The organism is Methyloferula stellata AR4 (genome assembly GCF_000385335.1).
Taxonomy (GTDB): Bacteria; Pseudomonadota; Alphaproteobacteria; order Rhizobiales; family Beijerinckiaceae; genus Methyloferula; species Methyloferula stellata.
In genome coordinates this window covers 2,886,272-2,904,372 of the sequence record NZ_ARWA01000001.1, presented here as the reverse complement: position 1 = coordinate 2,904,372, position 18,101 = coordinate 2,886,272, and the positions used below count along the sequence as shown (strand labels likewise).

19 protein-coding genes are annotated in these 18,101 nt (G+C 59.7%); 6 read left to right on the top strand and 13 right to left on the bottom strand.

All coding sequences use genetic code 11. From position 1 onward, the window contains the following. Nucleotides 1-3: 3 nt before the first annotated feature. Nucleotides 4-1,803: an aspartate--tRNA ligase gene (gene aspS / locus A3OQ_RS0114175; RefSeq protein WP_020176067.1), complete on the bottom strand. Its 1,800-nt coding sequence runs from the start codon at nt 1,801-1,803 to the stop codon at nt 4-6. 140 nt (nt 1,804-1,943) lie between these two features. After that, nucleotides 1,944-2,543: an invasion associated locus B family protein gene (locus A3OQ_RS0114170; RefSeq protein WP_026595830.1), complete on the bottom strand. Its 600-nt coding sequence runs from the start codon at nt 2,541-2,543 to the stop codon at nt 1,944-1,946. 359 nt (nt 2,544-2,902) lie between these two features. On the opposite strand from A3OQ_RS0114170, the gene rnd reads away from it, so the two are divergent. Next, on the top strand, nt 2,903-4,078 hold the full coding sequence (gene rnd / locus A3OQ_RS0114165) for a ribonuclease D (RefSeq protein ID WP_020176065.1): 1,176 nt from the start codon (nt 2,903-2,905) through the stop codon (nt 4,076-4,078). 40 nt (nt 4,079-4,118) lie between these two features. Here rnd and ppx read toward each other — a convergent pair whose 3' ends face one another. Together ppx and A3OQ_RS0114155 are read right to left on the bottom strand one after the other, a co-directional pair. Continuing rightward, complete coding sequence (ppx, locus tag A3OQ_RS0114160; protein ID WP_020176064.1) at nt 4,119-5,639, bottom strand: exopolyphosphatase; 1,521 nt, start codon at nt 5,637-5,639, stop codon at nt 4,119-4,121. A gap of 7 nt (nt 5,640-5,646) precedes the next feature. Beyond that, entirely contained in the window at nt 5,647-7,899 is a 2,253-nt protein-coding gene (locus A3OQ_RS0114155; RefSeq protein ID WP_051116114.1) for an RNA degradosome polyphosphate kinase, read from the bottom strand. A 257-nt stretch (nt 7,900-8,156) separates the two neighbouring features. On the opposite strand from A3OQ_RS0114155, the gene A3OQ_RS0114150 reads away from it, so the two are divergent. Next, nucleotides 8,157-8,960 (top strand): cyclase family protein, encoded by an 804-nt coding sequence (locus tag A3OQ_RS0114150; protein WP_020176062.1) that lies wholly within the window; start codon nt 8,157-8,159, stop codon nt 8,958-8,960. A gap of 19 nt (nt 8,961-8,979) precedes the next feature. Here the strand turns inward: A3OQ_RS0114150 and A3OQ_RS24705 are convergent, their stop codons facing one another. Continuing rightward, nucleotides 8,980-9,123, bottom strand: coding sequence for a hypothetical protein (locus A3OQ_RS24705; protein WP_161607343.1), 144 nt, complete (start codon nt 9,121-9,123; stop codon nt 8,980-8,982). Nucleotides 9,124-9,283: 160 nt separating this feature from the next. Here A3OQ_RS24705 and A3OQ_RS23680 point away from each other — a divergent pair, with 160 nt between their 5' ends. Beyond that, on the top strand, nt 9,284-9,688 hold the full coding sequence (locus tag A3OQ_RS23680; RefSeq protein ID WP_020176060.1) for a PilZ domain-containing protein: 405 nt from the start codon (nt 9,284-9,286) through the stop codon (nt 9,686-9,688). A gap of 12 nt (nt 9,689-9,700) precedes the next feature. Here A3OQ_RS23680 and A3OQ_RS0114135 read toward each other — a convergent pair whose 3' ends face one another. The 6 genes from A3OQ_RS0114135 to crcB all read right to left on the bottom strand — a co-directional run bounded on the left by A3OQ_RS0114135 (nt 9,701) and on the right by crcB (nt 15,141). After that, a complete protein-coding gene (locus tag A3OQ_RS0114135; RefSeq protein WP_020176059.1) occupies nt 9,701-10,384 on the bottom strand; it encodes an ABC transporter ATP-binding protein in 684 nt (227 codons plus the stop codon). A gap of 2 nt (nt 10,385-10,386) precedes the next feature. Further along, nucleotides 10,387-11,655, bottom strand: coding sequence for a lipoprotein-releasing ABC transporter permease subunit (locus A3OQ_RS0114130; RefSeq protein ID WP_020176058.1), 1,269 nt, complete (start codon nt 11,653-11,655; stop codon nt 10,387-10,389). Between the two features lie 22 nt (nt 11,656-11,677). Beyond that, a complete protein-coding gene (gene proS, locus A3OQ_RS0114125; protein WP_020176057.1) occupies nt 11,678-12,997 on the bottom strand; it encodes a proline--tRNA ligase in 1,320 nt (439 codons plus the stop codon). A gap of 275 nt (nt 12,998-13,272) precedes the next feature. Then, nucleotides 13,273-13,635: a PsiF family protein gene (locus tag A3OQ_RS22525; protein ID WP_020176056.1), complete on the bottom strand. Its 363-nt coding sequence runs from the start codon at nt 13,633-13,635 to the stop codon at nt 13,273-13,275. 67 nt (nt 13,636-13,702) lie between these two features. Continuing rightward, nucleotides 13,703-14,761 (bottom strand): RluA family pseudouridine synthase, encoded by a 1,059-nt coding sequence (locus tag A3OQ_RS0114115; RefSeq protein ID WP_020176055.1) that lies wholly within the window; start codon nt 14,759-14,761, stop codon nt 13,703-13,705. Then, on the bottom strand, nt 14,758-15,141 hold the full coding sequence (gene crcB / locus A3OQ_RS0114110; RefSeq protein WP_020176054.1) for a fluoride efflux transporter CrcB: 384 nt from the start codon (nt 15,139-15,141) through the stop codon (nt 14,758-14,760). Before crcB ends, A3OQ_RS0114115 begins: the two co-directional genes overlap by 4 nt. Before the next feature lie 103 nt (nt 15,142-15,244). On the opposite strand from crcB, the gene A3OQ_RS0114105 reads away from it, so the two are divergent. The 3 genes from A3OQ_RS0114105 (at nt 15,245) to A3OQ_RS0114095 (ending at nt 16,641) form a co-directional block, all read left to right on the top strand. Beyond that, nucleotides 15,245-15,550 (top strand): ArsR/SmtB family transcription factor, encoded by a 306-nt coding sequence (locus A3OQ_RS0114105; protein ID WP_020176053.1) that lies wholly within the window; start codon nt 15,245-15,247, stop codon nt 15,548-15,550. Between the two features lie 105 nt (nt 15,551-15,655). Beyond that, nucleotides 15,656-16,153 (top strand): SRPBCC family protein, encoded by a 498-nt coding sequence (locus A3OQ_RS0114100; RefSeq protein WP_020176052.1) that lies wholly within the window; start codon nt 15,656-15,658, stop codon nt 16,151-16,153. A gap of 38 nt (nt 16,154-16,191) precedes the next feature. Beyond that, a complete protein-coding gene (locus A3OQ_RS0114095; RefSeq protein WP_020176051.1) occupies nt 16,192-16,641 on the top strand; it encodes an SRPBCC family protein in 450 nt (149 codons plus the stop codon). A gap of 123 nt (nt 16,642-16,764) precedes the next feature. On the opposite strand, the gene A3OQ_RS0114090 is transcribed toward A3OQ_RS0114095, so the two are convergent. Further along, nucleotides 16,765-17,346: a cation efflux transmembrane domain-containing protein gene (locus A3OQ_RS0114090; RefSeq protein WP_152428461.1), complete on the bottom strand. Its 582-nt coding sequence runs from the start codon at nt 17,344-17,346 to the stop codon at nt 16,765-16,767. Continuing rightward, nucleotides 17,336-18,100: a P-loop NTPase family protein gene (locus A3OQ_RS0114085; protein WP_020176049.1), complete on the bottom strand. Its 765-nt coding sequence runs from the start codon at nt 18,098-18,100 to the stop codon at nt 17,336-17,338. The genes A3OQ_RS0114090 and A3OQ_RS0114085 overlap by 11 nt, the downstream gene beginning before the upstream one ends. Nucleotide 18,101: the final 1 nt, after the last annotated feature.

Sequence of the window (18,101 nt, the reverse complement as noted above, 5' to 3'; positions counted from 1 at the left end):
GTCCTATCCTTTCGCCTCGGGCAGATTGAGCCTGATGTGCAGTTCGCGCAGCTGCTTCGGCGTCGCGTCCGAGGGCGCGCCCATCAGCAGATCTTCGGCGCGCTGATTCATCGGGAAAAGCGAGATTTCGCGCAGGTTTTGCACGCGCGCGAGCAGCATGATGATGCGATCGACGCCGGCCGCCATGCCGCCATGCGGCGGCGCGCCATATTGGAAGGCGCGATACATGCCGCCGAAGCGCTCGACGACCGTCTCTTCACTGTAGCCTGCGATCTCGAAGGCCTTCACCATGGCCTCGGGCACATGGTTGCGGATGCCGCCCGACGCGATCTCATAGCCATTGCAGGCGATGTCATATTGGAACGCCTTGATCGTCAGCGGGTCCTGCGTCGTCAGCGCATCAAGACCGCCTTGCGGCATCGAGAAGGGATTGTGCGAGAAATCGACTCTCTTGTCGTCCTCGTTCCATTCGTACATAGGGAAATCGACGATCCAGCAGAGCTCGATCCGCTCGAGATCTGTGAGCCCGAGGTCGAGACCGATCTTGAGACGCGCGGCGCCGGCGAGCTTCGCCGCCTTTTCTGCCTGATCGCAGGCAAAAAAAACGGCATCGCCCGGCTTCAGGCCGCATTTCTCGGCGATGAGTGCTTGCACGTTCGGCGGCAAAAATTTCGCGATGGGACCTTTGCCGGTCATCGCATCCGCTTCGCCTTCGAAGATGATATAGCCGAGACCGGCGGCGCCTTCGCCCTTGGCCCAATCGTTGAGCTTGTCGAAGAAGCTTCGCGGCTGCGCACCGGCATTGGTTGCCGGTATCGCGCGCACGACACCGCCTTGCGCGATGACGCCCTTGAAGGCTTTGAAGCTCACGTCGTCGCGTGAAAACTCTTCCGTCACATCGGCGATGATGAGCGGGTTGCGCAGATCGGGTTTGTCCGAGCCATATTTCAGCATGGACTCGGCATAGGGAATGCGCCGCCATTGCTGCGTCACCGGGCGGCCTTCGCCGAATTCCTCGAATATGCCGCGGATGACCGGCTCCATGGCGGCGAAGATGTCTTCCTGCGTGACGAAACTCATCTCGACGTCAAGCTGGTAGAATTCGCCCGGCAAACGGTCGGCGCGCGGATCTTCGTCACGAAAGCAAGGCGCGATCTGAAAATAGCGGTCGAAACCTGCCATCATCAAGAGCTGTTTATATTGCTGCGGCGCCTGCGGCAGCGCATAGAATTTGCCGGGATGAATGCGCGACGGCACAAGAAAATCGCGCGCGCCTTCCGGACTCGATGCCGTCAGGATGGGCGTCTGGAATTCGAAGAACCCCTGCTCTTTCATCCGGGCCCGCATGCTATCGACGACCTTGCCGCGAAGCATGATGTTCTTGTGCAGCTTCTCGCGACGCAGATCGAGAAAGCGATATTTGAGGCGGATATCCTCCGGATAATCGACATCGCCGAAGACCGGCATGGGCAATTCGGCCGCGGCGCCCAAAACCTCGATCTCGGTGACATAGACTTCGATCATGCCGGTCGGCATCTCGGGGTTTTCGGTCCCGGCCGGACGCAGGCGCACGGAGCCGTCGATCCGCACCACCCATTCGGAGCGCAGTTTCTCGGCCAGTTTGAAGGCGGGTGAATCCGGATCGACGACGCATTGCGTCATGCCGTAATGATCGCGCAGATCGATGAAGAGCACGCCGCCATGGTCGCGGATGCGATGGCACCAGCCAGACAAACGAGTGGTTTTGCCGGCTTCAGCTTCGCGCAGGGCGCCGCAGGTATGCGAACGGTAGCAGTGCGTCATATCTTCACAAATAAAAGAAGTGGGAGAAAAGTCTCGCATTCATCGTCGCGAGACCGGGCGGAGAACCGCATGAGGCGCAGCATCTTGTCAAGGCACAAGTCATGCCGTACGTGCGGCAGATGAAGCGCCTTAGGCCTTAGCTATTCCGATTGCTGTGACAAAGCATCGAGCGCCTGCGTCAATCCGTGGAAGGAAAAGCTGATCCCGACCTCGTTCGACGACGCATCCTTGAAGGTGATCTTGCCCGCACTGTCGAGCGCGCGCCAGCGGACCAGATCCGAATCCTTCAAGGCCGTCTCGGCGAAACAGGCACCCGGAATGCAGCGCTGCCAGGGAACGTCTATGGCCCAAATATCCTTGTCGTCGGATTTGATCTGGACGGAACTCGGAAACGAGACGTTGTTCGGCAGCAAAACGAGGAGATGGATGCCTTGGGCTGCGATTGGCCGTCCGAGCGCGATCTTGGCAATCGGCGCCGGCTGATCCTTCTGTTGGATCGTCAGCGAGACCTCGCAATTTTGATGGCTGCTTTCATTGATGCGCTGACAACGCAAAGCCCAATCCCCGAAAGACGTAGTCGTGATCTGGGACTCCGGATTGGGGCTGGGGCTCGGACTTGTGGCAGAGGGCTTGGGAGACGCGGGCGCCGGCGTGGATTTTTGCGGCGTGGACTTCTGCGCCAGCGCCGCCTGTGGGCTCGCAAGCAAAAGGCATAAAACGGCAAATCGGGACAAAGACATTGGGAAAAGCCGCTCTAGGCAGGGATGTGAAGCAAGAAGGCGATTCTGTTTAAACCAGAACCACCACGATCGAAAGCACGCCAATTGAGCGGAAAAGATGGCGCCCGAGGCTTCGGCAATTTCGATCAAATTATGGACATTTTTTGCCAAGGATTTTGAGCCGGCGCGGCTTCGGTTTTCTAACCACAAAATAGACTGCACAACAAAAATACAATAAATATAATATGTTACATTTATTTATTAATCTATCAATTTAAGACCTGCACCAATCCATTCATGGCAATTTCCTGTGCTTTTCAAGGGTATGGGCTGCATCGCGCTGCTAGCCGCTTGGCGCAGTTTCCTTTAATGACTGCGATATGGATCTTATTGCGACGACGCAGGACTTGGCAGATGTCTGCCATCGCCTTGCAAAACATCCCTATATTACGGTCGACACGGAGTTTTTGAGGGAGACAACGTTCTGGCCGAAGCTCTGCGTCGTGCAGCTTGCGTCGGAGGACGAAGCTGTCGCCGTCGATGCCCTGGCGGAGGGATTGGACTTAAGTCCGCTTTTCGCGTTGATGGCCGATCAGAGGATCGTCAAAGTCTTTCATGCGGCGCGCCAGGATGTCGAAATTTTCTGGCATCTCGCGAAATTGATCCCGGCGCCGCTTTTCGATACGCAAGTCGCGGCCATGGTCTGCGGTTTCGGCGATCAAGTCTCCTATAGCGAGCTGGTTCAAACGCTCACCAAAGTCGCGCTCGATAAATCGTCGCGCTTCACCGACTGGTCACGCCGCCCCCTCTCGGCCGCGCAGGTCGATTATGCCATCGCCGACGTCACCTATCTGCGTGATGTCTATGTGCTGCTGCGGCAAAAGCTTGAGCGGACCGGACGTCTGTCCTGGCTCGACGATGAATTGGCGCAGCTCACTTCGCCTTCGACCTATGAGCAGCATCCCGAAAATGCCTGGGAGCGATTCCGCCAGCGCGTAAGGAAGCCGCGCGATCTCGCCGTCCTGATGGAAATCGCGGCCTGGCGCGAGGCCGAGGCGCAAGGCCGCGACGTGCCGCGTTCGCGCGTGTTGAAGGACGATATTCTGGTCGAGATCGCCCTTGCTGCGCCGCGGTCTCCCGAGGCCTTGAGCAATCTGCGGAGTTTTCCGCGCGGCATGGAAAACTCGCGCTCGGGCGCGCAGATCCTAGCGGCGATCGAGCAAGGTCTCGCGCGCGATCCGGCGACGCTGCCAAAGCTCGAACGCGAGCGGCGCTCCAGCGGCGGCGCGACTGTCGAGCTTTTGAAAGTACTGCTGCGTCAAGTGAGCGAAGCGCATGGCGTCGCCGCGAAGATGATCGCAACCGTCGACGATCTCGATGCGATCGCTTGCGATGACCGCGCGCCTGTCGCAAGTCTCACGGGTTGGCGCCATGCCATTTTCGGTGAGAAGGCGCTGGAGCTGAAACACGGCCGGCTCGCGCTGACGATCGAGAAGGGCAAGGTCGTCACCCTCGAATGGCAAGAGGCAGAGGCGTCTGAGACGGCCACGGGCTAAGCAAGCTTGATCATGCGGTCTGCTGCTTTATCCCGCGGCGCTATCTGCCCATGATGGCGATGGCCGGCTCCCGGCCGATCTGCCGTGCCAATTGCTTCAAACGGTTCATCAGCCGGTCGCCGGCGAGATCGGCGAGATCGCTCGGCAAAGTGAGGACGAGCTTCGTCTTCTGACAGGCCAATGGCGTGCGCGGCAAAACACCAGGCATCGCCGCCGAGATGATAAAGGCCACCCGCGCGACCGCGCCGAAAATACGGGCGCGGTCGAGCATCCGGGCCGAAACGAGCGACCGCAATTGTGGGCTGATGTCTTCTTCCGCGCTCAAATGCCGGTAGGAGGTGGAGAGCGCCAGAAACGCGCGCGCGGCATGATCGATCCCCATGAAGGACGCATTGGCGACCATGTTGAGGCTCTGCTCGCCGCGATAGTCTGGATGCGCGCGCCAATTGACGTCGGCTAGAAGCGACGCCGCATGGCGCAACCGCTTCTCTTCCGGCGTCTCTTCGAGATGCGTCGATTTCATGAAGTGATCGGTCCAGACGCAAAGCTCCTCGCCTGCGGCCGGTGCGCGTGACAAGAGGTCGTTCAATTCGCGCGCGGTGACGAGCAAAGGATCGAGGCGCCGTTGGGCTTCATCGAGTTTTTCGTAGATCAGCCCTTCCCGCACGCCGGCGGTCGAAATGACGATCTCGCTCGGATGCGCGATCTGGATGATCTCTTCGAGAACGACGGCGCCATAAGCAAGCAGCGGCCGCCGCGCCGCATTGACGGAAGCGATCGAGTTCAAAGCCTCGGTGTTGACGCGCTCGACGAGACCAGCGAAGGCGGCTGCGTCCTGCGCCGGAATGACGTAGCCATGCATGACCGGCAGAGGATAGTTGCGCTGGTGCATGTGAAGCTTGGCCAGCGCACGCCACGTGCCGCCGACGGCATAGAAGGTGCGGCCCTGGAGCTTTTCGAGAATCTTGCAGCGGGACAGTGCGTCGCGCACGATCTTCACGGCGGCGCGGGGCGAGCGTTCTGACGCGTCCATCAAGGCAAGACCGCCCAGCGGCAGGGTCGCGCCCTTGCCGAGATGCGCGCCTTTCACATCGATCAATTCCAGCGAGCCGCCGCCAAGATCGCCGACAATGCCGTTCGGTTTATAAATTCCGGAGATGACGCCCAGCGCGGAAAGCTGCGCTTCGCGCTCGCCCGAAAGAAGCGCGATCGGCGCGCCGATCGCCTCTTCCGCGGCCTTCACGAATTCCGGCCCGTTCGAGGCATCCCGCGCGGCCGCTGTCGCGACGACATAGACGTCGTTTGCTTCCATCAGTTCGATGAGAACGCGAAAACGCCGCAGCGCCGTCAGCGCCTTTTCCATCCCCGACTTCGGCAATTTGCCGGTGGTAAAAACGCCGTGACCGAGTGCGCAAAGGGATTTTTCGTTGAAGATCTGATTCGGCGAACGCGACGGCCCCTCATAGGCGACCAGTCGCACCGAGTTGGATCCTATATCGACGATCGCAAGCGGACGATGTTCCGCCGGTAGGCGCGCTGACAATGCGTCTGAAACCTGCATCGATGGTTCAGCGGGCTTCCAAACGTTTGAGGAGCGTCTTGGGACTAGATTCCTTAAGGGATTTCCCACGGCCGGACAGACTCGGATTTGTCATGAAGTAAGAATGGGCGTTGAAAGGCTCTTCGCCCGGCTGCGTTGATATGCGCGCGCTCGAACCATCCGGCAAGACCCGGTAACTCTGTTGATTGTCGAGCATGTTGGCAAGAAGAATCTGATCGAGGACTTGCTCATGCACAGTCGGATTGAGGATCGGGCACAAAACTTCAACGCGACGGTCGAGGTTGCGCGGCATGAGGTCGGCCGAGGAAATATAGACATGGGCTTTCGGGTGCGGAAGATCGTGACCGCCGCCGAACGCATAGACGCGCGCATGTTCCAGAAAACGCCCGATGATCGATTTCACCCGAATGTTTTCGGACAGGCCGTTCACGCCCGGCCGCAGACAGCAAATGCCGCGGATAACGAGATCGATTTTCACGCCGGCCTGGCTTGCCTCGTAAAAAGCATCAATGATTTCCGGATCGACGAGAGCGTTGCATTTGCCCCAAATATTGGCCGGCTTGCCGGCTTTGGCAAAAGCGATTTCCTGGTGGATGTGCGCGAGAAGCTTCTTCTTGAGCGAGATCGGTGAGACGGCCATCCGCTCGAGCCCCGCCGGCTCGGCATAGCCCGTGATGTAATTGAAGATGCGCGACACATCCCGCCCGATGACCGGGTCGGCGGTGAAGAACGAAATATCCGTGTAGATCCGCGCCGTCACCGGATGATAATTGCCGGTGCCGACGTGGCAATAGGTGATCAAAGTGCCGGCTTCGCGGCGCACGACCATCGATAATTTGCCATGCGTCTTGAGCTCGATGAAGCCGAAGACGACTTGCGCGCCGGCACGTTCGAGATCGCGGGCCCAGCGGATATTGGCCTCTTCGTCGAAACGCGCCTTCAATTCGACGAGCGCCGTCACCGATTTGCCGGCCTCCGCCGCCTCGATCAAGGCGCGCACGATCGGACTGTCGGACGAGGTGCGATAAAGCGTCTGCTTGATTGCGACGACATTCGGATCGCGGGCCGCCTGATCCAGGAACTGGACCACGACGTCGAAGGATTCATACGGATGGTGGACGACCAGATCCTTCTGGCGGATCGCCAAAAAACAATCGCCGCCATTATCGCGCACACGTTCCGGAAAGCGCGGATTATAGGGCTTGAACTTCAGCTCCGGGCGGTCGAGCGCGACGACTTCGGTGAGATCGTTCAAGGCGAGCATGCCGTCGAGGACGAAGACCTCCTCCGGCGCGACGTCGAGTTCTTCGGCCACGAAGACCCGCAGCTCGTCCGGCATCATGCTGTCGAACTCGGCCCTGATGACGGAACCGCGCCGGCGCCGCTTCAAAGCGCTTTCGAAAAAGAGCACGAGGTCTTCGGCTTCTTCTTCGACTTCAAGATCACTGTCGCGAATGATCCGGAAGAGCCCCTGCCCGCGCACGAGATAGCCTGGAAACAGGCTCTGAGTGAAAATGCTGATGAGATTTTCAAGCGAGATGAAGCGCTGGCCGCGCTCACCGAGCCCGTCAGGAAGCCGGATGAAGCGGCTGATCTTGGCCGGCAGCCGGATCAAGGCGCGCAAGCTTTTATGTTCGCCCGGTTGCACCAATTCGAGCGCGATCGTCGCCCCGAGATTCGGGATGAAAGGGAAAGGATGCGCCGGATCGACGGCGAGCGGCGTCAAGACCGGAAAAATATAGGCAAGGAAATGCTGTTCGAGCCAAGCCGTCTCGGCCTCGCTGAGGTCCTTCGGGTCGACGATGACAATATTGGCGTCGTTCAGCTCCTGACGCAATTCGCGCCAGCGCCGCTGCTGTTCGGCAGCGAGCAATCCGACGCGGTCGCGGACTTTGGTCAATTGCTCCGGCGGTGTCAGGCCATCCTCGGAGGCCGTGCTGATTCCGGCAAGAACTTGCCCGCGGAGACCGGCCACACGCACCATGAAGAATTCATCGAGATTATTGGCGGAAATCGACAAAAACCGAAGCTGCTCGAGCAAAGGATGATTGCGATTGGACGCTTCTTCAAGGACGCGCCGATTGAATTCGAGCCAGGACAATTCGCGATTGATGAAGCGTTGCGGCGACTGGGCGAGCTCGGCCGGGCGTCCGGCGATATCGCCAAGGTCGTCCATGACCGGAATGGAGGCTGCGGGCGACCCCTCGGTCGAAAGGCCCTGCCCGTCCGCCGGGCGCGCTTCGAGCACAGCGCCCTCCATTTTTGCGTTCCGAGCGGCCTCGGCCAATTTGCGCTCTTCAGCTTGCGCGCTCACACTATGCCTCCTTCGAAATCTCTTGCCGACGCTCGTTGAATTTCGTGACGATAGCATGACTTCAACTCTTTCCCTGTGGCAAATCCGATTGAAATTTATCTGAAATGAAGCCGCTCGATTCTGTCCGGCCGCAATGGACGCAACGACATTCCCGGTGTGCGGCGAGCAGGTTCCAAGAGCACAAGCATGAAAGGGAGAACCGGATGAGGATCTCGCGCTATCTTTTGCCGATCTGTGCCGGTCTCGGCTTTTTTCTGGCCGTGGCGCAGACGGCGAATGCGGCTTCGCTCGAAAACCTCTACCGGACCCTAGCTTCGAAAAACTATGTCGATCTTACCCATAGTTTCGGACCGGATACGCCCGTCTGGGCAGGCTTTCCACAAGCCAAAATGAGCCCCGCCGCCGATCCTAAGACGAAACAGCCCTATACCATTCAAAAGGACGGCTTTCGCGCGACTTTCTACGAAATGGTCGGTCAATATGGCACACATGTCGATCCGCCGGCGCATTTTTCGGAAACTGGCGCCACGATGGACCAGATTCCCTTAAAGGACATGATTCTGCCACTCGTCGTTTTCGATGAGACGCCGCTGCTCGCTCGTGATCCGAACCATGCCTTTTCGCTCGAAGACTTGCGCGCCTGGGAGAAAAAACACGGCCGGGTGCCGAAGGGCGCCTTCGCCGCCTTGCGCACCGATATGTCGAAAGACTGGGACAAAGACCCAGAGCGCTTCAAGCGGTCTGCCTTCCCGGCGTGGTCGCTCGCAGCGGTCAAGTTTCTGGTCGAACAGCGCGGCGTCACGGCGATCGGCCATGAGTCGATGGACAGCGACACGACCGAGAAAATGGAGACCGAGACCTATATTCTGAAAACCGGCCATTACCAGATCGAGGTCATGGACAATCTCGACAAGGTTCCGGCCAAAGGCGCCTTGATCGTGGTGACCTGGCCGAAGGTCAGAAACGGCCTCGGCTTTCCCGCTCGGGCCTTCGCGATTCTGCCGTAAAATCGGTTGTAGGGAGCGCCTATTTTTGTGCCGGTTGGCTTTCGTAGCAGCTATGCGGCAGCGACGGGGCGTGAAACTGCACGGGATCGCCACATTTGTCGCAGGCCGCGACGAGCAGCGTCAGTCCGATCAAAGCGGTGACCCGCAACCCTAAGCTACGCATTGATCGCGTTCCCCGATACTGCTGCAACTTGTGAACGAGGAAATGCCCGCCCATAGATCCAAAACCATCTCGAACGAGGCTATTTTATTGAGCAATTCTTAATAATAATCCGTCACCTTCTCAAGCACCTTTTCTGCTTTCAGTTTTTAAGAGCGAGATCATGCCGGAAGCACGACGGGTCGAGAGGGTCAAAAGCTTTCTACGCGCCCAGATCATCTTCAATCAGCGCATGTCGACGATCGAATGCGTGGTGAAGAATTTTTCGCCGCAGGGCGCGAAGATAGCGCTCGGCGACTCGCTCTCGGTTCCGAGCGAGTTCGAACTCTACATTCCGCAAAAGGGCCGCAGCTATCGCGCGCGTCTGGCTTGGCGGGACGCCACTGCCATCGGTGTCGAATTCGTGAGCGCGGAAGCCCAGGCAGCGGAGGCGCGGGACGGAGCGGCGGACTCGCTCGAGACCCGCCTGCACACGCTTGAAAAGCAGAATGCCGAACTCAGAACCCGCATCCGCGAGCTCAGCAAACGCCTCGAGGATTTGGGCCAGGATCCAAATCTCGCCGCCTGATGGCGTTCAAGATCAGGCCAATTCGACGACGAGCCCGTCGCGCAAGGTGACGCGGCGATCCATTCTCTGCGCAAGATCCATATTGTGAGTTGCGATGAGGGCCGCGAGACCCGTCGCCTTGACGAGGCCATTCAGCGCCTCGAACACATGATCGGCGGTGTGCACATCGAGATTTCCCGTCGGCTCATCGGCCAATAGAACACCTGGGTTATTTGAAACGGCCCGTGCGATCGCGACGCGTTGTTGTTCGCCGCCGGACAGCTCCGACGGCCGATGCTTCAAGCGCGCCCCGAGGCCGAGATAATTGAGAAGATCGCTCGCCCGCTTTTGCGCTTCCTTGCGCTGCAATCCAGCGATCATTTGCGGCAAGACGACATTCTCGATGGCCGAGAACTCCGGCAGGAGATGATGGAATTGATAGACAAAGCCGATGCCGTTGCGGCGTAACGCTGTGCGTTCGTTATCGGCCATGTGAGTGGTGGCTCGGCCGCCGATAAAAACCTCGCCGGAGTCGGGCTTTTCAAGCAGCCCTGCGATATGCAGCAAAGTGGATTTGCCCGCCCCGGACGGCGCGACAAGCGCCACGGATTGGCCCGGCCAAAGGCCGAAATCGACCGCGCGCAGCACGTCAAGCGATGCGCCTGCCTGCTTATAGCTGCGGCCAACCTTGTCGAGATGAAGAGCCGGAGCAGTCATGATTATTCGTAACGCAGCGCCTCGACCGGATCGAGCCGCGCGGCGCGCCAGGACGGATAGATCGTCGCGAGAATGGAAAGAGCAAGCGTCATGGACACGACAGCGGCGACATCGCGCGGATCGACGATCGAGGGCAGCCGCGACAGAAAATAAAGCTCCGCCGGAAATAGATTGGCGTGAAAGGCATTATTGATGAGTTCTCGCATCGCTTCGAGATTGCTTGCGATGATAAGCCCGAGGCAAAATCCCGCCAAGGTTCCGGCGACACCGATCGAGGCGCCGGTGATCAGGAAAATCCGCATCACGGCGCCGCGTGTTGCGCCGATCGTGCGCAAAATCGCGATGTCGCTCGACTTGTCGTTCACGAGCATGATGAGGCCGGAGACGATGTTGAGCGCGGCGACCAGCACGATCAAGGTCAAGATGATGAACATCACATTGCTTTCGACCTTCAAGGCATCAAAGAAGGATTTGTTGCGTTCGCGCCAGTCGGTCATGATGATCGGCCGCGCGACCACAGCCTCGATCTTGTCGCGCATCGCATCGATCGCTTCGGGATTGCTCAGGAACAATTCGACGACGGTTGCTTCGCCTTCCTTGTTGAAGAAGGCCTGCGCTTCCGGCAGCGGCATATAGACGAAGAGATTGTCGAATTCCGCCATGCCAATCTGAAAGGTCGCGACGATCGGATAGGATTTGATGCGCGGGGCTATGCCGAACGGCGTCTGCGCGCCTTTTGCGGTGAGAATCGTGAGCTTGTCGCCGACCCGCAGGCTGAGGTTTTCGGCCATCCGCTGACCGATGGCAACGCCGCCACCCTGGTCGAATCCGTCGAGCGTGCCGACCCTGACGTTTCCGGCTATGCCCGGCAGCTTTTTAATGTCGGCTTCGCTGATGCCCCGCACCAGCGCGCCCGCCTGATTATAGGGCGAAGAGACGCCAGCCGCGCCCTCGATCAAAGGAATGGCCAGATTGACGCCCGGCACTTTCGCGACCGCGGCGGTGACGTCCTTATAGTCGGTCAGCGGCGTATCGGCCGCCTGCAGAAAAATATGGCCGTTGATGCCGACGATCTTGTCGAGCAATTCCTTATGGAACCCGTTCATCACCGACATCACGACGATCAATGTCGCGACGCCCAGCATGATTCCGATCAGCGAGAACCCGGCGATGACGGACACGAATCCGGTCTTCCGGCGCGAGCGCAGATAGCGCAGCGCAATCATCCATTCGAAGGGCGCGAAAGGGCTTGTGCCTTTGGGGCTCGTCATGCCGGTGATGTGCCTGTCCCCTTCACTCAATAAACCGCGCGATGACATCGGTGACAGGCAGATTTTCCCGCGCGCCTGTCGCCCTCACCTTCAGTTCCACCTTGCCTTCGGCGAGCCCTTTCGGGCCGACGATCACCTGATAAGGCAGGCCGATGAGATCGAGCCTGGCGAATTTCCCGCCCGGACGCTCATCCGTATCATCATATAAAACATCGACGCCCGCCTTTTCGAGCGCCGCATAGATTTGTGCGCAGGCTGTGTCCGTCGGACCGTCGCCGACCTTGAGATTGGCGATACCGACTTTAAAGGGCGCAACCGATTCGGGCCAGATGATGCCCGCATCGTCATGACAGGCCTCAATCAAGGCGCCGACAAGGCGCGAGACGCCGACGCCATAGGAGCCGCATTGGGCCGGACGCTCGACGCCGTCGGGGCCAGTGATAGGCGCCTTCATGGGCTTTGTGTATTTATCGCCGAAATAAAACACCTGGCCGACCTCGATGCCGCGTGTGTTGATGCGCTTTTCGGGCGGCGTCTCGGCCTCGAAACGCGCTGCGTCGTGCACATCCTCGGTCGCGGCATAAAGCGTCGTCCACTGCTCGATGATCGGCTTCAGATCGCCATCGTAATCGACGTCCACGCCCGGGATGGGAAGGTCGAGCACATCTGAATTGCAGAAGACGCCGGATTCGCCGGTCTCGGCGAGCACGATGAATTCATGCGAAAGATCGCCGCCGATCGGCCCGGTCTCGGCCCGCATCGGGATCGCCTTCAATCCCATGCGGCCGAAGATGCGCAGATAGGACACGAACATTCGATTATAGGAGAGCCGCGCCGCGGCTTCGTCGATGTCGAAGGAATAGGCATCCTTCATCAGAAATTCGCGCCCGCGCATGACGCCAAAGCGCGGTCTTTGCTCGTCGCGGAATTTCCATTGAATATGATAAAGGATTTTCGGCAAATCGCGGTAGGATCTGACGGTCGCGCGGAAAATCTCGGTGATCATTTCTTCATTGGTCGGACCATAGAGCAATTCCCGCTCATGCCGGTCCTTGATCCGCAGCATTTCCGGACCATAGGCGTCGTAGCGGCCGCTTTCGCGCCAGAGATCCGCCAATTGCAAAGTCGGCATCAGAAGTTCGACAGCCCCTGCCCGGTCCATTTCCTCGCGCACGATGGTCGAGACCTTTTGCAGCACGCGCAGGCCGAGCGGCAGCCAGGCATAAATGCCTGCCGCCTCCTGCCTGATCATGCCGGCACGCAGCATCAAGCGATGCGAAACGATCTCGGCTTCTTTGGGGGTCTCGCGCAGGACAGGCAGGAAATATTTGGAAAGTCGCATGTGCTTCTGGGGTGTCTCAAGAAAGGGAACTACCCTCTCCCTGAGGGAGAGGGTGGCTTGCGGAGCAAGCCGGGCGAGGGGTTACGACCTACGATTAAAAGATCGTAACCCCTCATCCGCCCCACTTCGTGGGGCACCTTCTCCCACAGGGAGAAGGTTCGCTCACAATCGATGTGTTTTGCCCGAATCCGGGCACACCCAAACGCAATCCTCTCCAAAACACAAGCAGGCTGTACCCTGCCCTCGGAAACCTGAGCCCGAGGGCAGGATCAAACTCAGCCTTTATTGGCCTTCAGGCATTCCTTCATGAGCGCCTTGCGCTCGCCCTTGGCCTTGCCCTTCATCTCCGGATCGGTGCGGCATTTTTCCCAGGCGACGAGATCCGGGCGCTGTTTGACGAAACACTCTTGCACAGCTGTTTTGCGGGCATCGCCTTTCAAGCCTTGCGACTTGGCCTCGTCGCGGCATGTGGCCAGAACCTCTTTGGGCTTGGGTTTGCCGCTTTGGGCGGCCGCCGCCGTTGTGGCTGGCGCGGCGGCATCTGCTGGCGCTGACGTGGCCGGCGGAGACGCCGTCTGTGCGAGCGCAGCGCCCGCGTAAAGGGCCGATGCGAGAACGATAAAGAGTGTTGTTTTCATGTACGTACCTCCTGCATCCCCAGCGGCAGGAGGTTAGAGGCGGCGATATGAACTCGCTCTGAACGCTCTATTCCGGCGCATCCTCGATCGGGTCAAACTGCTTCACGTCGAAGCCGAACAGATCCCAGGTCTTTTGCATATGTGGCGGCAGAGGCGCCGTGACGTCGATGACGCCGCCGCGCGGATGCGGCAACACGAGACGCCGCGCCAGGAGATGCAGCTTGCGTTCGACCGCTTCGGGAATCGCATGCATCGGATCGTGCTTCGAAAGCGCATGCTTGTCCGTGCCGCCATATTTCGGATCGCCGATGATAGGGTGGCCTATCGCTTCCGCATGGGCACGCAATTGATGCGTGCGGCCGGTGATCGGCTTCATCGACAGCCAGGCCAGGCGCGGCGCAACTTTATCGACCACCGCGTAATAGGTGACGGAATGCTGCGCGTCTTCATCGCCATGCTGGGCGATGCGCATTTTTTCCAAGCCCACGGGCGCGGCGTCTTTCGCGCGCTTCGATCGGACATCGCCCATGCCGTCACCCTTGGCGAGAAACAGCGAAATGCGGCCTTGCGCCGGTTTCGGCACGCCCTCGACCAGCGCCCAATAGACTTTCTTGGCTTGGCGCGAACGGAAGATTTCGCCGAGATCGGCCGCCATCCGGCGGGTCTTCGCAACGAGCAGCACGCCAGACGTATCGCGGTCGAGGCGATGCACGAGCACCGGGCGGTCGCCATTCTCATTCGCCATCGAGGCGAGCATGCCGTCGAGATGGCGCGTCATGCCGGAGCCGCCCTGCACCGCCAGCCCATAGGGCTTGTTCAAGACCATCAGGTCGCGATCCTCGAAGAGAGTCATTTCGCGCAGCGCGCGTAGATCTTCCGTCGAGGCCTTGTGGATGGCTGGACGCGGCACAGTGGCCGCGTCGAGCTTCAAGGGCGGCACGCGCACGGTCTGGCCGGCCTCTAGCCGTGTCGCCGTTTTCACGCGCGCACCGTCGACCCGGACCTGCCCGGTGCGCACGATCTTGTTCAGATGCGACAAGGACAATTCCGGCAGGCGCCGCTTGAACCAGCGGTCAAGCCGCATGCCAGCTTCGTCTTCTGTAACTTTCAGCGCGGAAACGCTCATGTCAAAGCCCGTATGAGCGCAAGGCCGGCGACAAGTCCGGCAAAGGCAAAGCCGACGGAGCCGAAAACATAAAAGGCCGCCGCCGCATATTCATTGCGCTCCCACAATAAGATTGTGTCGAGCGAAAAGGCTGAAAAGGTAGTGTAGCCGCCAAGAATGCCCGTGGTGAGGAAAAGCCTGACGTTCTGCGTCCAGTTTTCGCCCGCCTTAAAGGCAAGATAACCGGCCACGAGTCCCATGATGGTCGAGCCGGAAATATTGATGATGAAGGTCGCCCAAGGGAAATCGAGGCCGAAATAGCGGCCGCAGACCATATTGGCGGAGAGCCGCAGCACGCCGCCAAGGCCCGCGCCGACGAAAACCAGAAGATAGGGAAGCATGGGCAAGGCTATAGCCTGTTCGCGCGCGCTTGCACACTGGCCGCTTGGCTTACCCGCTGAAAAGTGGCTTGACTCATAGGTAAGTTTCTACTTACTGTAAGTAATGACTTACACAAATGCGCTCACCGTTCTCGCCGATCCGACACGTAGACAGGTGTTCGAGCGCTTGCGCGGCGGTCCTAGCCCGGTAAATGCCATCGCCGCCGGTCTGCCGGTCTCGCGCCCGGCTGTGTCGCAACATTTGAAAGCTCTGAAAGACGCGGGCCTCGTCGAAGAACGTAGCGAAGGCACGCGACGGATTTATTCGCTGCGTCTGGAGGGACTCATGGATTTGCGCGACTGGCTCGACAGTTTCTGGACCGATGCCCTCGAGGCGTTCAAAGCCGAAGCCGAAAAACCTCGAACCTAGAGCGGGATGAGGAAAAGTGTGGACGATTTTGCGTGGGCATCCCGCTCCAACTTCTGGATTGGCTCAATCCAAAATCATCGTGACCTAACGACAAGGAGGAGACGAATGACCGCAGCGACAACGGCGACAATCGTGATCGAACCCGTGCGCATAACGATCAAAGTGAAAGCGCCCATCGACCATGCCTTCGAGGTCTTTACTGCCGGCCTGACCCGCTGGTGGCCGGCCAATCACGGCATTGGCAACAGGCCGATCGAAAAAGTTCTGATGGAGCCGCGCCTCGGAGGACGCTGGCTGGAATTCGCCGAAGACGGCACCCAGACGGTTGTCGCCACCATCATTCATTGGGAGCCGCCGCATCGCGTGGTGCTGCTGTGGCAGGTGAACGCACAATGGAAGCCCGATGCGGCGATGAAATCCGAGGTCGACGTGCGCTTCACGCCGGACGGCGCGGATGTGACCAATGTCGAACTCGTGCATCACAAATTCGAAACCCTGGGCGCCGCAGACGGTGCTTCCATGCGCAAGGACGTCGATGGCGGCTGGCCGGGCCTGCTCGAAAAATTCGCGCTGGAAAGCGAACGCGACAAGGCCGGTGCCTGAGATCGCCATGTTCAATCTTTGAAGAAAGGAGCAGACCCATGCCGGATATTATGCATCACCTTAAGATCAGCGCCCTGCCCCAGGAGGTCTATGCGGCGCTCACGACGGCCGACGGCATTCGCAATTGGTGGACGCGCGACGCGGAGTTTGAGTCAAGGATCGATGGAACAGGCGAACTTCGCTTCTCGCAATGTAACAACGTGATCAAGCTGAGAGTCGACGAACTCGAGCCTCCGACTCGCGTGGGTTGGAAGGCAACCTCCTCTCTCAACCCGCAATGGGACGGTACGACGATTGCGTTTGATCTGCGCAAAGAGGGCGAGGCCACTGTCTTGTCCTTCGCGCATCGCGGTTTTGAAAAGGCCGATGATGTCTATGCGCGGACGACGACGGGTTGGGGCTATTTCCTCGTCAGTCTGCGGCAATATTTGGAGACGGGCAACGGCGGCCCGAGCCCCGATATAGATTTTGCGCGCTTCATGAGGTGAAGCTTCGCGGCGGCGTCGCTCTAATCGCCTCCGCCGCCACCTCCTCCACCGCCATCGCCGCCGCTGCTGTGGCCACCCGATCCGCCGTCGGCGCCACGCTTGCGAAACGCGGCGATAGACCGGCTAATCCAGCTCATCGCGCGCCTCTTGGCTCGCCGCTTCATAGACTTCGTGCGCAGCTCCTGCATTGAGCGCGGTGATGAGAAGTCCGATCGCCAAATCCGGCCAGGCTGAGTGCGTCCATGCAGTGAGGCCGCCGCCGAGGATGATCATCACGCTGGCGATCGTATCGTTGCGGGCCGAGAGAAAGGCCGCCTTGGTCAGGCTGCCGCTATGGCGGCGAAAGCGCGCCAGCAAGAAGGCGCAAGCGAGATTGACCGCGAGGGCGCCGAGGCCCGCGAGGGTCAGGATCAACGGCTCGGGCTCGACCTGATCCAGAAATTTCCGCCAAGCCATCCAAACTGCCGCGAGCGACGGCAGAAGGATGATGCCGGCCATCACCTTGCCCAAGAGAGCCCGGCGCCGCGGCTGCCAGTTCACGCCTGCGAGAATCAGACCGTTGATCGCGGCATCTTCGAGATAATCGGTCGAATCGGCAAAGAGCGAGACGGATCCTATCGCCAAGGCGGCGGCGATCTGCACGCAGAAATAGGCGAGATTGAGCGCGACGACGACAATCAGGGTACGGCGAAAACTAAAAGACATCGCGCGATCCATCGCCTTCCCCTTCTCCTTCGCCTTCGCCTTGCCCTTTTGCCTCGCCGCCGTCCGTCTCCAAAGCTTGCAGCACGTCGCTGGCCATAGACCGCGTGATCCGCTTTCCGCGCGACAACGCCTCACGATCGAGCGCCGCCACGAAGTCGCGCGCCGCATCGAGGCTGCGGTCGAGCCGCAAAGCCGCGTATTCAACCACATTCGTATCGACGATGAGTTGCCGGTCGACGAGCAATTTGACGAGCACGGCGCGCATCAAGGCATCATCGGGAGCCTCGATGGCGACGCGCGCGGCAAGCCGCAGCCGCGACATGAGATCGGCGGTGGCGAGCCCCCACAGTTCCGGCGCCTCGCGCGCGGTGATGAGCAGGCTTGCGCTTTCTGCACGCGTCAAATTCAAGAGATGAAAAAGGGCGGCTTCATTGCCACCGAGCCGGTCGCCGTCTTCGATCAGCAGCGCCTTGTGTTTGGTGACGCTCGGAAGATCGGCGGAGGCAAGAGCTTCGGCTTGCAGTGCGAAAGCCTCGGCACGCACCGCCCAGATCGCCGCCAGATGACTTTTGCCGGCGCCGGGAGGGCCTAGAAGCAGTAATACCGGGTCGGGCCAATCGGGCCAAAGCTCGATCATGCCATAGGCTTGCTCGTTGCTTTGCGAGACCAGAAAATCTTCCGCTCCGAAATGCGGATCGGACGCCAGCTCCAAGGTCAATTGATCGCTCGGCAGGCGCGGCCCTTTTGGCGGCATC

What these genes read in the sequence shown, in the direction of transcription:
- aspS (WP_020176067.1), bottom strand. Translation starts at nt 1,803, where the DNA reads ATGACGCACTGCTACCGTTCGCATACCTGCGGCGCCCTGCGCGAAGCT.
- A3OQ_RS0114170 (WP_026595830.1), bottom strand. Translation starts at nt 2,543, where the DNA reads ATGTCTTTGTCCCGATTTGCCGTTTTATGCCTTTTGCTTGCGAGCCCA.
- rnd (WP_020176065.1), top strand. Translation starts at nt 2,903, where the DNA reads ATGGATCTTATTGCGACGACGCAGGACTTGGCAGATGTCTGCCATCGC.
- ppx (WP_020176064.1), bottom strand. Translation starts at nt 5,639, where the DNA reads ATGCAGGTTTCAGACGCATTGTCAGCGCGCCTACCGGCGGAACATCGT.
- A3OQ_RS0114155 (WP_051116114.1), bottom strand. Translation starts at nt 7,899, where the DNA reads ATGGAGGGCGCTGTGCTCGAAGCGCGCCCGGCGGACGGGCAGGGCCTT.
- A3OQ_RS0114150 (WP_020176062.1), top strand. Translation starts at nt 8,157, where the DNA reads ATGAGGATCTCGCGCTATCTTTTGCCGATCTGTGCCGGTCTCGGCTTT.
- A3OQ_RS24705 (WP_161607343.1), bottom strand. Translation starts at nt 9,123, where the DNA reads ATGCGTAGCTTAGGGTTGCGGGTCACCGCTTTGATCGGACTGACGCTG.
- A3OQ_RS23680 (WP_020176060.1), top strand. Translation starts at nt 9,284, where the DNA reads ATGCCGGAAGCACGACGGGTCGAGAGGGTCAAAAGCTTTCTACGCGCC.
- A3OQ_RS0114135 (WP_020176059.1), bottom strand. Translation starts at nt 10,384, where the DNA reads ATGACTGCTCCGGCTCTTCATCTCGACAAGGTTGGCCGCAGCTATAAG.
- A3OQ_RS0114130 (WP_020176058.1), bottom strand. Translation starts at nt 11,655, where the DNA reads ATGACGAGCCCCAAAGGCACAAGCCCTTTCGCGCCCTTCGAATGGATG.
- proS (WP_020176057.1), bottom strand. Translation starts at nt 12,997, where the DNA reads ATGCGACTTTCCAAATATTTCCTGCCTGTCCTGCGCGAGACCCCCAAA.
- A3OQ_RS22525 (WP_020176056.1), bottom strand. Translation starts at nt 13,635, where the DNA reads ATGAAAACAACACTCTTTATCGTTCTCGCATCGGCCCTTTACGCGGGC.
- A3OQ_RS0114115 (WP_020176055.1), bottom strand. Translation starts at nt 14,761, where the DNA reads ATGAGCGTTTCCGCGCTGAAAGTTACAGAAGACGAAGCTGGCATGCGG.
- crcB (WP_020176054.1), bottom strand. Translation starts at nt 15,141, where the DNA reads ATGCTTCCCTATCTTCTGGTTTTCGTCGGCGCGGGCCTTGGCGGCGTG.
- A3OQ_RS0114105 (WP_020176053.1), top strand. Translation starts at nt 15,245, where the DNA reads ATGACTTACACAAATGCGCTCACCGTTCTCGCCGATCCGACACGTAGA.
- A3OQ_RS0114100 (WP_020176052.1), top strand. Translation starts at nt 15,656, where the DNA reads ATGACCGCAGCGACAACGGCGACAATCGTGATCGAACCCGTGCGCATA.
- A3OQ_RS0114095 (WP_020176051.1), top strand. Translation starts at nt 16,192, where the DNA reads ATGCCGGATATTATGCATCACCTTAAGATCAGCGCCCTGCCCCAGGAG.
- A3OQ_RS0114090 (WP_152428461.1), bottom strand. Translation starts at nt 17,346, where the DNA reads ATGTCTTTTAGTTTTCGCCGTACCCTGATTGTCGTCGTCGCGCTCAAT.
- A3OQ_RS0114085 (WP_020176049.1), bottom strand. Translation starts at nt 18,100, where the DNA reads ATGCCGCCAAAAGGGCCGCGCCTGCCGAGCGATCAATTGACCTTGGAG.